This window comes from Sorangium aterium (assembly GCF_028368935.1).
Taxonomy (GTDB): domain Bacteria; phylum Myxococcota_A; class Polyangia; order Polyangiales; family Polyangiaceae; genus Sorangium; species Sorangium atrum.
Window position 1 is genome coordinate 1,375,185 of the sequence record NZ_JAQNDK010000002.1, and the last position, 16,121, is coordinate 1,391,305.

The following is a 16,121-nucleotide window of genomic DNA, read 5'->3' on the forward strand; positions in this document are numbered from 1 at the left end:
GGCGGTTTTTCTCTCTCTCTTCAGCCGTAGAAGGGCTTCCCGGTCCTCGCCGCCTCGACGAGCGCCGGGGCGGGCGTCCAGCGCTTGCCGAAGCGGCGCTCGTAGATCTCGATGCGGCGGAGCACCTCCGCGGCGCCGAGGCTGTCGACGTAACGGAACGGCCCGCCGCGGAACGGCGGGAAACCCAGGCCGAAGATCGCGCCGACGTCGCCGTCGCGCGGGCTCCGGAGGATCCCCTCGCCGAGACAGTGCAGCGCCTCGTTCACGAGCTGGAGCGAGCAGCGCAGCTGGATCTCCTCGACCGGCACCGGCGGGCCGTCCTTCGCCCTCGGCACCGGCAACCCGAGCACGCCATAGACGCTCTCGTCGGCGTGCTTGCCCTTGCCCTTCTTCTTCGCCGCCGCGCCGTACAGGTACATCCCGCGCTCGTTCTTGCGGCCCCTGCGGTCGTCCGAGACCAGCCTGGCCATCGTGGGAGGCGGCGCGAGGCGGTCGCCGAACGCCTCGAGCATGATCGGGCCGACGTGCGCCGCGACGTCGATGCCCACCTCGTCGAGCAGCGCGAGCGGGCCGACCGGCCAGCCCCACGCGACGAGCGCCCCGTCGACCTGCTCGATCGCGACCCCCTCGGCGAGCAGCCAGCTCGCCTCGTTCATGTACGGCCCGAGGATCCGGCTCGTGTAGAAGCCGACACCATCGTTCACGACGATGACCGTCTTGCCCTGCCGCTTGCCGACCGCCACCGCCGTCGCGACCACATCGGGAGACGTCGCCTCGGTCCGGATGACCTCGAGCAACGGCATCTTGTGCACCGGGCTGAAGTAGTGCATCCCGACCACGTTCTGCGGCCGCTTCGACGCGGCCGCGATCCGGGAGATCGGGATCGACGACGTGTTCGACGCGAAGATCACCCCGTCCTTGCCGTGCTCCTCGACGTCCCGCAGGACCGCGTGCTTCACCGCGAGATCCTCGAAGACCGCCTCGATCACGAGATCGGCGCTCCGGAGGCCCGAGCCGTCCGTCGTCGCGGTGAGCAGCGCGAGCTTCTCGTCGCGCTCGAGCGGCGTGAGCTGCTTCTTCTTCACCCGCTCGCCGAGGATGTCGGCCACGTACTTGAGCCCGCGGCCGATCGACGCGTCGTCGCGGTCCCGGAGCCGCACGGGGATGCCGGCGTTCAGGCTGACATAGGCGATGCCGGCCCCCATCAGGCCGGCGCCGATCATCGCGATCTTCTCGACCTTCCTCGGCTGCACGGCGGGGTCGTCCACGCCGGTGTCCTTCTTCATCGCGTTCGTCGCGAAGAAGAGCTCCATCAGCCGGTGCGCCGTGCTCGACGCGACGAGCTCGCCGAACGCGCGCGCCTCGACCTCCTTCGACGCCTCGAAGCCCTTCTCTGCATAGGTCCTCAGCACGTCGATGATCCGCTCGGGCGCCGGGTAGTGCCCGCCGGTCTTCTTGCGCGCCTGCCGCGCTGCCTGCTGGAAGAGCAGGGCACGGCCGATCGGGTTCCGCTCGAGGGCCGCGCGGGTGAGCGCGGCGGAGTCGAGCTTCGGCGCGCTCCCGCGCTTGGGCCGGAACGGCGGGCCGGCTTCGACACGCGCGAGCTTGAGCGCGAGCGCCGCGGCCGTCTCCCTCAGGATGGCCACGGGGACCACGTCGTCGGCGACGCCGAGCTGCCGCGCCTTCGAGGGGCGCATGTTCTTGCCGGTGAGGCCGTGATCGAGCGCTACCTGGAGGCCGGCGCGCTCCGCGAGCCGCTGGAGCCCGTTGATGCCGGGGAGCAGGCCGAGCTGCACCTCGGGCAGGCCGAGCACCGTCTTCCGGTCGTCGCTCAGCACCCGGGCGTGGCAGGCGAGCGCCACCTCGAGGCCGCCGCCGAGCGCGGCGCCGTGGATCGCGGCGACGATCGGCTTCGGCGAGCGCACGATCCGCAGGATCGCCTCGTGGCCGGCCCGGCACATCGCCTCGGCCTGGGCCGGCGTGGCGACGCTCTTCAGCATCTCGATGTCGGCGCCCGCGATCCAGGTGTCGGCCTTGCCGGATACGAGGATCGCCGCCTTGATGAGCGGGTTGCTCGCGATCTGGCCCGCGATCCGCTCGAGATCGCCGGTGAACGTGGGCTTCAGCGTGTTCACCGCCTCTCCCGGGACATCGTAGGTGACGACGGCGACGCCGTCGGGGCGCACCTCGAGGGAGAGCGGGCTCGCGGCCGCGGGGGCCGGCGCGGCGGCGGCGGATGTCGTGGTCATGCGGCCTCCAGGACGACGGCGGCGCCGAGGCCGCCCGCCGCGCAGACGGTGAGGAGCGCGTGATGCCCGCCGCGCTTCTTGAGCTCGCGGAGCGTGGAGAGCACCATGCGCCCTCCCGTCGCCGCGAAGGGGTGGCCGAGCGCGATCGAGCCGCCGTTGACGTTGAGCTTCTCCGGATCGATCTCGCCGACGGGGGTGGACCGGCCGAGCTTCTCCGCGGCGAACGACGGCGACGCGAGCGCCTTCAGGTTGGACGCGACCTGGGCGGCGAAGGCCTCGTGCATGTCGACGAGGTCCATGTCGGCGAGCGAGAGGCCGGCGCGCTCGAGCGCCCGCGGCACGGCGAGCACCGGGGCCATCAGGAGCTGCCAGCCCGGGTCGACCGCCGCGTAGGACCACGACTTGACGTACCCGAGCGGCTGGTAGCCGAGCGCCTTGGCCTTGCCCTCGCGCATCAGGAGCAGGGCGCTCGCCCCGTCCGTGAGCGGCGACGCGTTGCCCGCGGTGATCGTGCCGTGCCGCCGATCGAAGGCCGGCGACAGCTTCGCGTAGGCCTCGAGGGTCGAGTCGTCGCGGACCACGTTGTCGCGCTCGACCGGCTTGTCGTAGGGCGGGGGGATCACGTGCATGACCTCGGCGGCGTACGTGCCGTCGCGCCAGGCGCGCGCGGCGTTCGTATGCGAGCGGTGGGCGATCGCGTCCTGCTCGGCGCGCGAGATGCCGTTCTGCTTCGCCATCTTCTCCGCGGCCTCGCCCATCTGCTCGCCCGTGGTGGGCTCGCGCGAGAAGCCCGGGATCGGGGGCACGAGGTCCTTCAGCGAGAGGCGGGAGAGGATCTCCAGCCGGGCGCCGAGCGACCTGGCCTTCTGGAAGTCGGTCAGCGCGGAGGCGAGCTTCCGGGAGACGCCGAGCGGCACGTCGCTCATGCTGTCGGCGCCGCCGACGAGGGCGACGTGGTGCTGGCCGGCGAGCATCGCCTCGGCGGCGCTCGTCATGGCCTGGAGCGACGTCGCACAGGCGCGCGAGACGCTGTAGGCGTCGGTGTCCTTGGGCAGGCCGGTGCGCAGCACGACCTCGCGCGCGATGTTGAGCCAGTCGAGCGTCGGCACCACCTGGCCGTAGACGACCAGCGTGATGTCGCGCGGGGTCACCTCGCTCCTCTGGAGGAGCTCCTTGACCACCGTGGTGGCGAGATCGACGGTGCGCAGCGCCTTGAGCGCCGTCCCTGCCTTGGTGAACGGCGTGCGCAGCCCGGCAACGACCGCCACCCGGTCCTTGCCGCCCTTCCCATTCTTGCCTGAAGCCATGTCGACTCCTCTGCTGCCGGAGAGCCCATCGCGAGCCCGCCCCGCGCGCCCCGCGCAGCCCCCCGGATCCCGGCGCGCCAGCGCACACCGGTTGGGGCAATTCCCTTAGGTGCGCTAACGCGGCGTGTCAACCGTGGGCGGCGAGGGTGTCGCGGGCGGCGAGGCGCTCCACGAGAAAGCGACGTGGGAGGAAGAGCTGTTGGGACAGCCTGAGCGCTAATTTGGCCCACGGTTGAGCTTGCCGATAGCGTGGTTGGCCATGCGGAAACTCATTCTATGCAGTGCGTTGCTCTGCGGTGCTTCGGCGCTCGCGGGCTGTGCGACGTTTGCGAGCGACTCGGCGCCGGCGGCGCCGGGTTATGTGTATGTGGCCGGTCACAAGAACAACCAGCCTGCGATGTGGATGTGCCCTGACGCGCCGGGCAAGGCGGAGTGCACCGAGGTCGAGGTAACGACGGAGGCGAGCGAATGAAGCGTTCTTTGATTTTCGGGCTCTTGCTCGCGAGCCTCGGCGCGATCGGCTGTCAGGGGAGCTACACGAGCATCCGGCAGATCGACGGGACGCGGTACCACGTCACGCGCACGAAGCAGGGCTTCTTCAAGACGTACGGCACCGTGTTCGACTGCCAGGCCAAGGGCGACGCGATGACGTGCGTCGAGATCAGCGATCTGTGAGCTCCGCGCGGGGTCGAAAGGCGCCCCGCCCGTAGAGCGCTGAGCGGCTCGAAGGAGCCGACCGCCAAGACGCCAGAAGACGCCAGAGGGCGAAACTCGTTCTCTGGCGTCTTCTGGCGTCTTTTGGCGTTTTCGCGGCCACCTGCCCTCTCGCTCCGGCGCCTCTCGGCGGCAGGCGGCCCTCACGCCTCGCGCAGGAAGGCCTCGAGCAGCGCCGCCGAGACGTCGAGGAGATCGCGCTCCGTCACGATGCCCACAAGCCGCTCGCCCGCGACGACGGGCAGGCAGCCGACGCGGTGCTCGCGCATGATCCGCATCGCCTCCAGCGTCGGCGTGTCCGGCGCGACGGTCACGGGGTCGGGCCGCATGATGGACGCCACCGTGGGCGACGCGGATCCGCTCGGCGCCGCCGCGGCGCCGCGGGCGACGAGCCGGAGCAGCGCGCGGTGGGAGACGACGCCGACGAGCCGGCCCTGCTCGTCCTCGACCGGGACGTGGCGCACGTGCCGCCAGTCCATGACGCTCGCGGCGAAGTCGACGATGTCGGTGGGCCGCACCGTGAACAGATCGGTCGACATGAACTGGCCCACGGTCCGGTAGCTGTCGCGCACGAGGTCCTGGTCGTCTTCGAGCGTGGCGGGCTCCCACGCGTGCACCGGGCGCCCCGCCCCGCCGCCCCGGGCCTCCTCCTGCTGGCGGGCCAGCATCGCCGCGCAGAGGGCGCGGTTCCGCAGCTCCGGGGTGCCCCGCCCGGCCATGGACGCGAGCGAGCCGAGCGCCCACTGCGCGCCCGTCTGGCCGCGGCGGACCCGCTCCTCGACGACGCCGAGGTACCGGTCGATGTCGGCGGCGTCGATGCCCGCGGCCGAGAGGCCCGCCCGGGCGGCGGGGAGCAGGTGCGAGAGGAGGAGCTCCGGGGCAGGGAGGCTCCGGCCGCCGATCCACGTGAGCTGCGCCTTGAGGCCGTGGCGGGCCGCCGCGAAGAAGTTCGCCTTGGCGTCCTCGAACGGCATCTCGAGGTCGATGCGCGGGTGCTCGGCGGCGAGGCCGGACATGAGGCCGAAGAAGAAGGCGGCGTTCGCGACCTCGTCGAGGACCGTGGGCCCCGAGGGCAGCGCGCGGCTCTCGATGCGCAGGTGCGCGACCCCGGCCAGAGTCCCGTAACAGGGGCGGTTCCAGCGGTAAACGGTGCCGTTGTGGACCCGCAGGGCCTTGAGGTCCGGCACCTCCCCGCGCGCGAGCACGGCCGCGGGGGGCTCGCCGGTCTCGGCGGTCATGACCACGCGGAACCGCGCGATGTCCTCGCGGAAGAGATCGAGCACGCCGCCCTGCACCCAGCCGTCTCCGAAGTGGACGCGGGGCCTGTGCTGCCGGCCCTCGAGCGCGGTCGGGCGGGTGTCGACCGACGTCTCGAAGAGGGCGATCCGCGTCTCGTGCCAGAGCCGCTGCCCGAGGAGCAGCGGCGAGTTGACCGCGGCGGCGAGGACGGGCGCGGTCACCGCCTGCGCGAGGTTGTAGAGCGACGTGAACTCTCGCGCCCCGACCTGGAGGTGGACCTGGAAGCTCGTGTTGCACGACTCGAGCAGGATGTTGTCGTGGGTCATCTCGAGCTCGTCGAGCCCGTGGATCGAGACTCGGAAGTCGCCCTGGCGCAGCCGCAGGAGCGCGCGGTTGAGCTCGTGGTAGCGAGGCGCCGGCGTGAGGTTCTCGAGGCGGAGGTCGCCGGCGCGCAGGGTGGGGAGGATGCCCGTGAGCAGGACGTCGGCGCCGGCGGAGCGCGCGGCCTCGGCGGCCCGCCCGATGACCTCCGAGAGCTCGGCCTCGAGCCGCCGCAGGCAGTCGCCGCCGAACGGGAGGGGGGTGAGGTTCGCCTCCAGGTTGAAGCGAGCGAGCTCGGTCGTGAGCCGGTCATCGGCGGCCCGCTCGAGCACCTCCAGCGCGAGCGGCGCGGGCCGGAGCGCGCGATCGACGAGGAACATCTCCTGCTCGGCGCCGATGCGGCGCACGCCGGACTCGATGCGATCCTCCCGGAGGAGGCGCTCGAGCGCCTCCACGTCGTCGAGCAGCGCCCGCATGAACGCGTGGTGCTGCTCCTCGCTCGCCTGCTCGGAGACGTGCTGCTCGCCCATGGTGACCGCCCCGCCTTTCGCTCGCTCCCGCTCCAGGGAAGCCTACGACGGCGAGCGGCAGGGGGCGCGGGAGATCCCCTGACGGACGGCGGGCGTCTGGCTCGGCGCGGGCGGCGCGGCGGCGGGCGGAGGCGGGCGACGCGATCAGAAGCTGCGGCCGGCCGCGAGCCGCAGCGTGGCGACCTTGTCCTCGGCGAGGCCGAACCCGAGCGGCGCGTCGATCGCGACGAGCAGGCCCGCCCGGGCGTAGAAGCCAGGCTGCTCCAGCGTGTAGGTGAAGAACGGCTCCATCGCGAGCTGCATCCAGTCGTCGCGGGTCGGCGTCAGCGCGGCCTGGAGGCGGAGCCCGCCGCCGTAGGGGCCTCGGCCGCGCAGCTCGAGCTCGTCGCCCTGCTCGACCACGAGCTCGACGCCGGCCCTGCTGGTCGGGAGGGCGAACATCACCGCGGTGTCCGCGCGGTAGACGAGCCGGGTGGCGAGCTCCGCCTCGACGCCGCCGAGGACCCTCAGGGGCAGGTGCCCGGCGGTGAGCCGGTGCAGGCCGAAGGAGGCGCGCGCGGGGGCGGTCGCCTGCAGCGTGGCGCGGGCGTCGGCGTCGGGGGCGCTGAGGACGGGGATCGAGAGCGCGCCGCCGCCGAAGACGGTGAGCTTGCGCGAGAGGGCGCGCGCATAGTGGGCGCCGACCGTCGGATTGCCGAAGAGAAGGCTGCCGGCGCTGCTGCTCTCGTCGACGCCGAGCCGGGTGGACCGGAACGTCGCGGAGACGTCGCCGTAGGCGAGCGGGAGATCCACGTCGAGGTGGAGCCGGCCGAACCGCTCGAGCTGACCTCGGAGATCGAAGGTCAGCCCGAACGTGCTGACCTCGGACGTGACATCGTCCATGGCCCAGGAGGCCGACTTGCTCAGGACGTCGAGCTCGAGCTCCGCACGCGATCCCTGGGATTTAGCCCAGCTGTTCTTTTCGGCCGGAGCGGCAGGTGGCGCCGCGAGCCAGAGCGAGAGCAGGAGAGCGGAGGAGAGCAGCGATCTCGCGTTCAATCAGGCCCACCTGCGAGGACTACCATGGCTCGGCTCGGCCGTGATCAGCGAACGGCGCCCTCGGCGCCCGCGGCCTCCTCGTCCTCGTCGTCCTCCTCCTCGTCTTCGTCGTCGTCCTCCTCGCTGTCGTCGTCAGCGTCGCCGCTGCCGTCGAAGAGCAGGGAGGGAGCGCCTTCGTTGCCGTGCTCGGCGAAGATCGCGTCGGCAGCGATCACGAGCTCCTCCATGCGGTCGGCGTCGACGGGGCCGTACACGGCGAGCGCCATGGCGCGATCCCGCACGAACAGCCACGCATCGGGGAAGTCGAGCAGGGCGTCGCGGATGGGCTTCGAGAGCCACCTGCCGATGGCCTTCGCTTCAGGCCCCTCGACAAGGAACTGCTCCATGAACTCCGGGTCCTTCTTGAACTGGACGCCGGTGTTGGGGGCACGCGTGCCATCGACGATGGGCAGCGGACACACGGTGAGCCGGGGAGCAGCCTTGGCCAGCTTTGTGAGGACCACCTGGTACTCGCTGCCGTTCTTCGCGTCCGGCCCCACGACCGCGACGTAGGCGAGCTTCGGGACGAGCTCGTAGCGGGCGAGCACCGCGCCGCCGCCCGTCTCCTGCAGCGTGTGCTCGAGGCTGGATGGCAACGAGCGCACCGGACGAGGGCCGTCGGCGCCGGCGTCGGCCTTCCGGCCGCCGGGCTTCGCGCCGGGACGGGCCGGGGCCGCCTCCGGGGTCATCAGCGCGCGCCACCGCGCGAGCTCGCGGTCGCGCCGCGCCTCGTGCCGACCGCGCAAGCCGGTCAGGAACCAGACGACGAGCAACGCAAGGGGACCTACGTACCAGAGCCAGGGCATGGGGCGGCGATGCTAGCAAACCTCGCGGAGCTGCGGTGGGGTCGCGCGCGCCCGCGGTAGGGCCGCCCTCGTCTCGCCACCCATCCGCCATCCGCCATCCGACGCGTGTTGCCGTGGCGAGCCTCGCCGCGGAGCGGCGAGGCTCAGGGCGCCGGGGCCGGAGCGGCGTCGTTCGACCGCTCGAAGACGCACCAGTAGCCGTTCTTGCTGTGGCGCACCATCCCGGCCACCTCGTAAACGCCCCGGAAACGCCGGTCCTTGCGGAGCTTCTCCTGCGCCGGGAACGGGAGCTTGTCGCACGTGTCGGCGCCGCCGACGAACACGAAGTAACGCGGCATCTTGTCGAAGACGTGCTGCACGTAGCCGGGGCCCGTCTTGCGCGTGTAGCCGCCCGGGAGCTTGGAGATCACGGGATCGACGAGGCCGAGGAGATCGAGCACCGGATAGTCGGTCACATAGCCGATGTACCCGATGTCGCCCACGGCGACCTCGCCGGGCTTGCCGTGCTCCTGGAACCAGCTGGCCACGCCGCCCGCGGCGCTGTCCCAGAACCGCTTCTCGTCGTCGAGGATCCGGTGCTGGGCGCGCTCGATCCGCTGCGCCCGGAAGGCGCCCAGCGCGACGAGGCAGCCGAGCGCGAGCACGCCGGCCCCCGCGGCGAGGGCGATCGCCTTGCCCTCGGGCGCGTCCGTGGCGCGGGCCGAGAGCTCGGCGAGCAGCGGCTCGAGAAGCGCGCGCGCCCCGAGGCCCGCGAGCAGGAAGCAGAACGGCTCGAACGGGCTCATGAAGCGGTAGTACGGCATCCAGTCCCCGCCCACGAGGAGCACGTAGCCGCCCACTGCGAGCGCGAGGGCCCCGACGCAGAGCGCGTCGCGGTGGCGCGCGACGATCGCCACGCAGAGGCCGAAGAGCCCGAGCAGGAGCGCCGGCCACGTGTGCTCCGCGTACTCCGCGAGGTAGCGCTGCCCCCCGGCCAGCTGCTCCGCGAGGCTGCCGGTCTTGGCGCTCAGCGTGTTCGGCAGCCACGTGCCGTAGTAGCTGTGCCGCCAGAGCATGTGGCACGCGATGGGCGCGGCGAAGACGACGCCGCGGAGGAGGTTCTGCCGCCCGAAGAAGCGAAGGCCGAGGAAGAGCATCGGTATGCCGATGAACATCGGCGCTTCCGGGCGCGTCAGGCCGGCGAGCCCGAAGACGAGGCCCGAATACGGGAAGCCGGTCCCCCGATCGCGCTCGCGGAACATCATCTCGGTGCCCGCGAGGACGAGCAGGACGAACAGCGGCGTCTCCAGGCCGAAGACGGCATATCCGCTCTGCACGATCGAGCTCGCGAACAGCCACGTGGCGATGCAAGGGACCGCGCCGTGCGGGCGAAGCCGGGCCGAGAGGAGGTAGAGCGCGCCGAGCGAGCCGCAGGCGGCGAGCCCGCCGAGCACCTTGGCGACGATGTCCGGGTCGAGGCCGAGCTTGATGCCGCCCGCGAGCAGCACGGTCCAGAGGAAGTTCGTGTACCCCTCGATGCGCTCGCCGGCGTTGTAGACGAGCCCGAGGCCTCGGGCGAAGTTGCGCGCGTAGCGGTAGGAGATGTACGCGTCGTCGATCGTGAACGAGCGCACACGCACCATGTTCACGACGAGGAGGAACGCCGGCAGCACGAGGCCGAACGCGAGGTGCAGGCGCTCGGAGAGCGGCGCGCCTCGCAGCCAGTCGCGCCAGCTCCGGGCCGAGGGCGCGCCTTCGACGCCGTCGCCCGCCGCTTCCAGGTCGCCGTCGGCCTCGCCGCTCGGAGGGGCGACCCCGAGTTGTCCGTGCTCTGCTTCTTCCGGTTCCAGGAAAGCCATGTGAAGCCTCTCCCTACCATGGATGGTTCATGTCGGGGTCGTTTCTTGGTCGAGGCGCTCATCCCAGCTATCCTTGCGACATGCGTGCAGCCATTGTCGCTCTTGCCGCCTCCTCCGCGCTTTTCGTCGCGCCCCCGGCGCTCGGTGCCCGCGGCGTGCCGTGCGGCTTCTATGGCATCGATCCCGGGGCGCCCGTCGACGCAGGGGAGGTGATCCTCGACGGCGATCACGCGAAACGGCTCGCGCGGGCGGGCGCCGGCGCCGTGCGCGTCGAGTTCCTGCTCGACGGCGCCGACGCGTGGGACGACGACAAGCTCGAGGAGTACGACGCCATCATCGACGCGGCGCGCGCCGCTGGCCTCGAGCCGGTCGGGCTCCTCTCTCACCGCACGCTCGGAGAAGAACAGGATGTCTGGAATGACGATCGGGACCGGGACGGCAACAACCCGTATGTAGAGGCGTTCGCCGAGACGGCAGAGGCGCTCATGACGAGGTACGCCGGGGACGTCGTCCAGTGGGAGATCTGGAGTCAGCCGAACTGCTCCGAGCTCCCCGACCCCACGCTCGACCCGGAGCACGCGGGCTGCACCTTCGTCCTGCCCCGGGTGCTCGCGCGGATCCTCGCCGAGATCCGCATCCGCAACGAGGCGCTCTTCAACGTCGACGAGCTGTCGCTGACCACGGGCGGCCTGCTCGCGTCGGACGACCCGGCCGCGCCGTTCTCGGGGGTCGATTACCTGCGCGAGCTCTACGCGCAGCCGGTGTGGGACGATCTCGAGGCGCGCTTCGGCCAGCGGACGCCGTGGTCTCGCCTCGGTCAACAGCTGTTCTTCCATCAGGGCACCGAGGTCGATCCGGTGGCGCTCGGCGATTACCTCGACGAGCTGCGCGACCTCGCCGACGAGGAGGGAGACGAGAGCCCCTTCGCCGTGACCGGGATCGCGTGGTCGAGCGCGCTCGTCGGCGAGGAGCTCCAGGCGGCGAACCTGACCACATCGTTCGAGCTCCTCTCCGAGCGCGACGATGTCGCCAGCGTCGTCTGGGCCAGCTACCAGGACGCGCCGCTCGACGAGCAGCCCTTCGGCCTCGTCGACGAGGCCGGGGTGGAGAAGCTCGCGCTCGACGCGTTCAGCGAGTCGGCCGACAACTGCGAGCCGACGGAGCAAGGCGGGGGAACGGGGAGCGGCGGCGGGGGGAGCGGATCGAGCGGCGGCGGCGTTGCAGCCGGCTCGCCGCCCGGAAGCAGCGGGCAGATGGGGCGGCCGATCGACGGAAAGCGGCGCGCGAGCTCCTGCAGTTATGCAGCGGGCGCGACCAGCGAAGGCGGAACGCGGCCCGGTGCGGGGTGGCTCGCGTTGCTCGCGATCGGCGCGATCGCGGTGGTGCGCTGCCGCCGCGTCATTTGAAGGCAACTCGGGCGCTCTCGTCGCCGACAGGTGAGGCATGCCTCACAGCTCGGCGCGCTTCGCGCGGCGGATGGCCGTGCGCGTGGTCCTTTTGCTCTTCAATGGCTGCGGGGACGACGCCGCGGGCGTTCGCTTCGGCGTCTGCACCGACGGCGTGGTCGACGAGGGCGAGGCGTGCGACGACGGCAATACCGCGGAGGGCGACGGCTGCTCGCCGACGTGCCAGCGTGAGGAGCCAGCGGCGCCCCGCTGCGGCGACGGCGCGCTCGACCCGGGCGAGGCGTGTGACGACAGCGACACGGCGGCCGGGGACGGCTGCTCGGCGGCGTGCGAGATCGAGGTGCCCCCGCGCTGCGGCGACGGCGCCCTCGATCCGGGGGAGCAGTGCGACGACGGGAACGTCGCGACGGGCGACGGCTGCGAGATCGATTGCACGAAGACGCCGGCCGAGGAGACCGTCTGCGAGGAGCTTTCGCCGCTCCCGCAGGGGACGTGCGAGGTGGTCGCCGGCGCGGGCGCGACGCTGATCCGGGGCGTCGTGCTGGCCCCGGGCAGGGTGTACCGGGGCGGGCGGGTGCTCGTGGACGAGCGGGGCGCGATCGCGTGCGTCGGCTGCGATTGCGAGGCGGCGGGCGCGACGGAGATCACGTGCCCGAGCGGGGTCGTCTCCCCGGCGCTCATCAACACGCACGATCACATCACGTACACGCAGAACAGCCCGTATACCCCGACCGAGGAGCGCTATGAGCACCGCCACGACTGGCGCACCGGCAACAACAAGCACACGAGGATCGACGCGCCAGGCATGGCGAGCCAGGCGCAGATCCGCTGGGGCGAGCTCCGCTTCCTGATGGGCGGCGCGACCTCGATCGTCGGCTCGGGGAGCGCGCCAGGGCTCCTCAGGAACCTGGACCGGGCCGACCAGGAGGGCCTGGGCCAGAAGGCGGTCCATTTCGACACGTTCCCGCTCGACGACACGGGCGGCCGCGAGATCGTGAGCGGCTGCGGCTACTCGGCCGACATGGTGACGGGGGAGGACGTCGAGGGGGAAGACGCCTATTGCCCGCATGTCGCCGAGGGGATCGAGGCGTCGGCGCGCAACGAGTTCGTCTGCCTGAAGACAAAGCCGAACGACGTGCTCGAGCCGCAGAGCGCGTTCATCCACGGGATCGGCCTGACCGCGCCCGACTACGCGGCGATGGCGGCGGAGGGCACGGCGCTCATCTGGTCTCCCCGCTCCAACATCACGCTCTACGGCGACACCGCCGTGGTCACCGCCGCCGCCCGCCTCGGGGTGCAGATCGCGCTCGGCACCGACTGGATCGCGACCGGGTCGATGAACCTCCTGCGGGAGCTCCGGTGCGCGGCGGCGCTCAACGAGGCGTACTACGACGGCTTCTTCACCGACGAGGAGCTGTGGAGGATGGTCACCGGGAGCGCCGCCGCGGTCACCGCGACGGACGACGTGATCGGCGCGCTGTCCACGGGGAAGGTCGCCGACATCGCGATCTTCGACGGCAGAGAGCGCGAGAGCCACCGCGCTGTCGTCGCCGCCGATCCCGAGGACGTCGTCCTCGTGATGCGCGGCGGAAAGGTCCTGTACGGCGACGCGGCCGTGGTGTCCGCGCTCCGGGGCGCGGACGCGTGCGACGCGGTCGAGGTGTGCGGCGCGTCGAAGCAGGTCTGTCTGCGGGACGAGATCGGGATGACGCTGGAGGACCTCGAGCGGCAGACGGGCGAGATCTATCCGGCCTTCTTCTGCGGCGAGCCCGAGCGCGAGCCGCTCTGCACCCCGTCGCGCGCGGAGAGCGCGCCCCGGAACGCCTCGGTGAACGGCTCGACCGTCTACACCGGGCAGCCGACGGACGCGGATCTCGACGGCGACGGCATCGAGAACGGCGCGGACGATTGCCCGAGCGTCTTCAACCCGATCCGGCCGCTCGACAACGGGGTCCAGGCCGACTTCGACGGCGACGGCGACGGTGACGCCTGCGACGCGTGCCCGCTCGACGCCGGCAGCTCGCTCTGCTCGCCGCCGGACCCGAACGACGCCGACAACGATGGCATCGAGAACGGCGCGGACGACTGCCCGAGCCTCCAGAACCCCGATCAGGCCGACGCGGACGGCGACGGCAAGGGCGATCCGTGCGACCTGTGCCCGGACCAGGCGAACGCAGGGGCCCTGGGCTGCACGGTGGCGATCTACGATATCAAGGACGGCACGCGCGCGGAGGGCGAGACGGTGGCCCTGGAGGACGTGCTCGTGACCGGGAAGCACGCGAGCGGCTTCTTCGTCCAGGCGAAGCCAGGGGACCCGGGGTACGCGGGGCCGGCGTACTCCGGCGTCTACGTGTACAGCCCGCAGAACACCGTGCTGGTGGGCGATCGCGTGCGGATCCCGAGCGCGGTGATCGCGAGTTACTTCGGGCAGATCCAGCTCGGGTCCGCCGTGGTCGAGGTGATCGCGTCGCTCGGCGAGGCGGCGCCGGCCCCGGAGCTCGTCGCGCCGGCCGACATCGCGACGGGCGGCGCGCGCGCTGCCGCGCTCGAGGGGGTCCTCGTCGAGGTGGAGGACGTCACGGTGATCGGGCTCGATACGAGATATCATGAGTTCGTCGTCACAGGCGATCTGTGCGTGGACGACCTCCTGTACCGGTCGAGCCCCTTCCCGGCGGAAGGCCAGCATTTCGCGAGCATCCGCGGCGTCCTCACCCACCGGAACGACGACTCGAAGGTCGAGCCGCGCGGCGTCGATGACCTCGTGACGACCCTCGGGGCGGAGGCCGCGACGGCAGGGCTCGTGATCAACGAGGTGGATTATGATCAGCCGGGCGGCGATGGGGCCGAGTTCATCGAGATCTACAATGGTACCGGCGCGCCCGTGGATCTCACGGGCCATGCGCTCGTGCTGGTCGATGGATCCAGCAGCGCGCCCTCCGCCTACAGGACGCTCGATCTGAGCTCCGCCGGCACGCTCGCGGCTGGCCAGTACCTCGTCGTCGGCAGCACGGCGGTGGTCGGCACCGACACCATGCCTGGCGTCGTGGCGAAAGGTGCGGTGACGATCGCGTTCTCTGGCGCGCAGACCGACCGGATGCAGAACGGGGCTTCCGACGGGATCGCGCTGATGAACACCATGACAGGGGCCGTGATCGACGCGCTCTCCTACGAGGGGAGCATCACCGCCGTCACGATCGGGAGCGCCAGCGTGAGCCTCGTCGAAGGCGACGCGTTGCCGGCCACCGTGGCGGACGGCGGCACGGCGGCTGGCTCGCTCTGCCGCCTGCCCGACGGGACGGACACGAACCAGGCCGCCGTCGACTGGGCGCTCTCCGCGACGATCACCCCTGGTGCGGCGAACGTGCCGTGAGCCCCGGCCGAGGCGCTGCGCCGCGCTCCTCAGCGCAGCGCGCGTCGGCGGCCCGCCGTTCGCCCGGCGCCGCCGCGCGGTCCACGCCGCTCGCCGGTGTCTTCGTTCTGTCAGCTGTGTCTGGAGAAGATAGGAAGAATCAAGGAGGGATGAGCCGTGAGCGGGCGCTCACAGGCAGCCGCAGAGCGGGTCGCCCGCCTTGCACACGCACTTTCCGCCCTTCTTGGCCGACGCCGCCGCGCTGGCGCCCCGCACCGCCGCGCTGGCGCCCCGCGCCGCCTTGCCGGACGTCGCCGCTCGGCCGCGGAGGGTTGCGGTCCCCTTGACGGTCGGCGTCTTCGCGTCGGCCACGTCATCACCCTCGGCCAGCGCCTTGGTCGCCGCCGTCGCCTTGTAATCGGCGAACGCCTTCTGCGCCTTCTCGGCGTCGCTCTTGGCGGCATCGAGCGCGAGGGTAAGCTCGGTGATCTTCCGGTTGCGCTCGTCGAGCTGGAGGTTGAGCTGCGCGATCCTGTCCTGCTCGGCGACCCGGGCGGCCACGGCCTCGGCCTGACCCGCCTCGGCTTCCTTCACCTTGCCGGCGAAGGTGGTCACCGCGACCGCGGCCACGGCCGCCACGACCAGACCCATCCAGAACGCGAACCGACCCCGCCGCTTCTGCCGCACGCCTTGGGCGATCGCCTCGAGCTCGCGCTCGAGGTCCCCCGAGCCCGACATGGGCGGCACGCTGGCCGCCACCGGCGCGATGCTGGCGGGCCCTCTCGTCCCCTGGGTGTACGTGGCAGGGGCCTGGTAGAGCCCTCCCGGGCTTTGTTGCGTGTTCCTCATCGCGCGAGACCTCCTCCTGCGTGAGCCATTCCTCCTCTAAGCAAGTGGGGGGGCCTCCTGGCAAGTGTGGTGCCAGGTGAGCTCGCCTTGCGCTGGCACCGTGTGCATCGTCCGTGAAGCAAACAGCGGTGCAAAGCGAGGACTCCCACCGCAAAGCGATGGCTCACGCCGCGAAACGTGGACTCTCACCGCAAAACGAGGACTCACGAGGTGCTCCGGAGGCGAGTCGCGCGAGATCCGGGTGGATCACTCGTTCTGGTGCATGGACGGCTCACCGGACCTCGATGCGTCCCCTGGTCCAACGGAGGTCCTGCACCACGCGCCGGCAACACGGTGCTGCCGGCGCGGAGGGAGGGCCGCCCCCGGGCAGCGACCGGAAGCGCCCCGATCGAGTCAACGATTCCGGCCACTTGCGGCCGTAGTCCGGCCACTGCCG

The 16,121-nt window shown here is 71.6% G+C and carries 11 protein-coding genes; 4 read left to right on the top strand and 7 right to left on the bottom strand.

The genetic code is table 11. The features are described 5' to 3' along the window. Positions 1-20: 20 nt before the first annotated feature. Both fadJ and fadI read right to left on the bottom strand, forming a co-directional pair. Positions 21-2,249: a fatty acid oxidation complex subunit alpha FadJ gene (fadJ, locus tag POL72_RS20195; RefSeq protein WP_272097097.1), complete on the bottom strand. Its 2,229-nt coding sequence runs from the start codon at positions 2,247-2,249 to the stop codon at positions 21-23. After that, complete coding sequence (gene fadI, locus POL72_RS20200; protein ID WP_272097098.1) at positions 2,246-3,556, bottom strand: acetyl-CoA C-acyltransferase FadI; 1,311 nt, start codon at positions 3,554-3,556, stop codon at positions 2,246-2,248. Before fadI ends, fadJ begins: the two co-directional genes overlap by 4 nt. 259 nt (positions 3,557-3,815) lie before the next feature. Between fadI and POL72_RS20205 the strand changes: the two genes are divergently transcribed. Then, positions 3,816-4,028 carry a hypothetical protein gene (locus tag POL72_RS20205; protein ID WP_272097099.1) on the top strand — a complete coding sequence of 71 codons (213 nt, stop codon included), beginning with the start codon at positions 3,816-3,818 and terminating at the stop codon, positions 4,026-4,028. Beyond that, positions 4,025-4,231, top strand: coding sequence for a hypothetical protein (locus tag POL72_RS20210; protein ID WP_272097100.1), 207 nt, complete (start codon positions 4,025-4,027; stop codon positions 4,229-4,231). Before POL72_RS20205 ends, POL72_RS20210 begins: the two co-directional genes overlap by 4 nt. Before the next feature lie 182 nt (positions 4,232-4,413). On the opposite strand, the gene POL72_RS20215 is transcribed toward POL72_RS20210, so the two are convergent. From POL72_RS20215 to POL72_RS20230, 4 genes are all read right to left on the bottom strand, one after another. Continuing rightward, positions 4,414-6,360: a CBS domain-containing protein gene (locus POL72_RS20215; RefSeq protein WP_272097101.1), complete on the bottom strand. Its 1,947-nt coding sequence runs from the start codon at positions 6,358-6,360 to the stop codon at positions 4,414-4,416. Positions 6,361-6,504: 144 nt separating this feature from the next. After that, positions 6,505-7,398 (bottom strand): hypothetical protein, encoded by an 894-nt coding sequence (locus tag POL72_RS20220; RefSeq protein ID WP_272097102.1) that lies wholly within the window; start codon positions 7,396-7,398, stop codon positions 6,505-6,507. A gap of 44 nt (positions 7,399-7,442) precedes the next feature. Continuing rightward, complete coding sequence (locus POL72_RS20225; protein WP_272097103.1) at positions 7,443-8,243, bottom strand: hypothetical protein; 801 nt, start codon at positions 8,241-8,243, stop codon at positions 7,443-7,445. Between the two features lie 143 nt (positions 8,244-8,386). Continuing rightward, on the bottom strand, positions 8,387-10,081 hold the full coding sequence (locus tag POL72_RS20230) for a DUF8728 domain-containing protein (RefSeq protein WP_272097104.1): 1,695 nt from the start codon (positions 10,079-10,081) through the stop codon (positions 8,387-8,389). 80 nt (positions 10,082-10,161) lie between these two features. Between POL72_RS20230 and POL72_RS20235 the strand changes: the two genes are divergently transcribed. Further along, a complete protein-coding gene (locus tag POL72_RS20235) occupies positions 10,162-11,487 on the top strand; it encodes a hypothetical protein (RefSeq protein WP_272097105.1) in 1,326 nt (441 codons plus the stop codon). Between the two features lie 37 nt (positions 11,488-11,524). After that, positions 11,525-14,857 (top strand): lamin tail domain-containing protein, encoded by a 3,333-nt coding sequence (locus POL72_RS20240; RefSeq protein ID WP_272097106.1) that lies wholly within the window; start codon positions 11,525-11,527, stop codon positions 14,855-14,857. Positions 14,858-15,025: 168 nt separating this feature from the next. Here POL72_RS20240 and POL72_RS20245 read toward each other — a convergent pair whose 3' ends face one another. Next, entirely contained in the window at positions 15,026-15,685 is a 660-nt protein-coding gene (locus POL72_RS20245; protein WP_272097107.1) for a hypothetical protein, read from the bottom strand. Positions 15,686-16,121 lie beyond the last annotated feature (436 nt).